Annotated in this window: 2 protein-coding genes; both read right to left on the reverse strand. The window is 62.3% G+C overall.

The window, feature by feature from the left end; translation table 11 throughout:
• Positions 1 to 87: 87 nt before the first annotated feature.
• Positions 88 to 852: an IS21-like element helper ATPase IstB gene (gene istB / locus ACQQ92_RS08390; protein ID WP_273339942.1), complete on the reverse strand. Its 765-nt coding sequence runs from the start codon at positions 850 to 852 to the stop codon at positions 88 to 90.
• Positions 853 to 854: 2 nt separating this feature from the next.
• Complete coding sequence (istA, locus tag ACQQ92_RS08395) at positions 855 to 2,315, reverse strand: IS21 family transposase (protein WP_123220231.1); 1,461 nt, start codon at positions 2,313 to 2,315, stop codon at positions 855 to 857.
• Positions 2,316 to 2,472 lie beyond the last annotated feature (157 nt).

Below are 2,472 nucleotides of genomic sequence, written 5' to 3' on the forward strand. Positions count from 1 at the left end.
TGTTTTTCACAACAACTAAATTTAGGATTTCACGACTAATTTCTTTCGGGTTTCACCGTTTTGCAAAGGTGCCGCACCCTTTCTTCGCTAACTGTCCGATCTTCCCATCATCAAGGCTTCCTCGAACCTTCTGCTCTGCCCGCCGAACTCAACCAGCCGACCATGATGCATGATCCTGTCAATCGTCGCCGTGGCCAGGTGCGCGTCTCCCAGCACAGTGCCCCATTTGCCGAACTCTATGTTGGTTGTGACGATCATGCTCCTCGTCTCGTACGTTGCCGACATCACCTGGTAGAGCAGCCGAGCGCCCTCGATGTCTATCGGGATGTAGCCGTACTCGTCGATTATCAGCAGGTCCGCCTTGGCTATGTCGCGAAGCACCTGCTCGAGCCTGTTGTCGGCGACGGCCGCCTTCAGCATCAGCACCAGCGACGCGGTCTCGAAGTACCTGACCTTGTAGCCCCGCTCGGCCGCCAGCACGCCCAGTGCGATCGACAGGTGGGTCTTTCCGCGTCCGCATCCTCCGTAGAACACGAAGTCCTGGGCCTGCCGGACAAACTCCAATGACACCAGGTCATCGACGGTGTAGCCGTCTGGGAAGGACACCTCGCCGAAGTCGAAGTCCGCGACCGACTTCACGGCCGGGAATTTGGCCTGCCTCATGAGCCTTGCCTTCCTGTTCTCCTCCCTGGTGGCGTTCTCGCTCCTGATCAGCTCGCATGCAGCCACCAGCTGGCCTCGCGTGGCATCCTTGGAAAACGCCGCGATCGTCGACTTGGTGAAGTACATGGTCCTGGCCAGCGCGGCGAACTCCGCCTCGATCTGGCCCCTCGTCATCTGCTCGATGTCCATGGCTAGGCCTCCTTTGCGAAGACGGCGTCGTACATCCCGAGGTCGGGGCTGTCGTCGTATGCGATGGACCCTTGGCCGTTCGCCGTGCATGCGGCAGCCAATGCGACGTCAGCGCGGCTGGGGACGCCGCCGTCGGCGCCGAGCGCGGCCATCGCCGCTACCGCGGCCTCGTAGCCCGCATCCGCGCTGACGTCGCGAAGCATCCTGAGCATCGTGCCCCTGTCGGCCCTGCCCATGGAATCCATCGACCTGGCCAGCGATTTCGGCAAGGTCGCCCTGACGGCGCTGTTCTGCCATCCGCCCGGCTTCCTGCAAAGGAGCGCCAGCTGCGACATGGGGTCGCTGGCCTTGGTGGGCGCATCCCCGTATGCTCGGTCGAAGGCGGCGATCTGCGTGCCCTCGCCGTCGTAGAAGGCTACCCGGAATGCGCCCAGCTCGACGATCACCCTCTCCTCGCCGTGGTCCGGCCCGAGCGGGTAGCGGTGTCTGCCGTCGAGGCACGCGTCGCCGTACTTGTCGGTCTTGGCCGTGACTATCTTCGCGACGCGGAAGGGCTTCGCCGGCAGGTCGGCCATGGCCACGCAGTCCTCCATGAACAGCTGGCGCTCGGGCTCCCCTTTGAGGTAATGGTCCTTGCCGGCGCGATCCAGGCACCTGCCGAGGATCCGCTTGTTGTAGGCGGGCAGGCTGTCGATGCGGGGAACGGGGACGAACAGGTTGCGCCGGATGGCCCCGACGGCATTCTCCACGGAGCCCTTCTCGTGGCCGGAGTTGGGGTTGCAGAAGGAGAAGTCGAACCCGTAGTGGGCGGCGAAGCGCGTGAACGTGTCGGCGGTGCTGACAACCTGGCCGACCCTTCTGCCGACGCCCGTGGCGTTGTCAAACACCAACCGGGTGGGCACGCCCCCGCAGAACTCGAACACGGCCTTCAGGCCCTCGCAGACGCATTCCGACGTCTCGCCCCAGAAGCATTGCGCCAGCGACACGTTGGAGAACGGGAAGGTGACCACCAGGTAGTGCACCTCGCGCATGACGCCCAGCACCCTGAAGTCGCACACGCCGAAGTCGACCTGCCCCTCGCCGGGCGCCCATTCGAGGTTGAGGAACTCGTCTTTGGCGCCTTTGAGCTCGGCTTTGCGCTTCTTGACGTAGGCCTGGACGATTGTGTAGCTGCCGTCGTAGCCGCATTCCGCGACGAGCCGGTCGAATACCCGCTGGGCCGTGTGTCGCTGCTTGGGGCGCCGCTTCCTGTCCTCCGCAAGCCAACGATCTATCGTCGCCTTGAACGGGTCAAGCTTCGAACCGCGCCTCTTCCTGGGCTTGACCTGAGGGGAGAAGTCGTCCATGTCGCGGTATTTGCGCACCGTGGGCTCGGAGATTCCCTCCTCCCTGGCTATCTGGGCGACGCTGTCGCCACGGGCAGCGCGCTGCTTGATTGCTAGAATAGTTGACATGCCGATCATTTCCTTTCCGGCCTCCTTGAGTCGATTACCGAAGCAATGACTAAGTTAGGCCATCCGTTGGAGGTGGTCGGCGCCTTTGCTTATGAGGCGAAACAATCGTCGTGAAACCCGAAACTTTTATCTCGTGATTTCCTAAAAATAAAAGCTATCAAAAACA

Source organism: Collinsella sp. SGI.241 (assembly GCF_050312955.1).
Lineage (GTDB): Bacteria > Actinomycetota > Coriobacteriia > Coriobacteriales > Coriobacteriaceae > Collinsella.

What these genes read in the sequence shown, in the direction of transcription:
- istA (WP_123220231.1), bottom strand. Translation starts at nt 2,315, where the DNA reads ATGATCGGCATGTCAACTATTCTAGCAATCAAGCAGCGCGCTGCCCGT.
- istB (WP_273339942.1), bottom strand. Translation starts at nt 852, where the DNA reads ATGGACATCGAGCAGATGACGAGGGGCCAGATCGAGGCGGAGTTCGCC.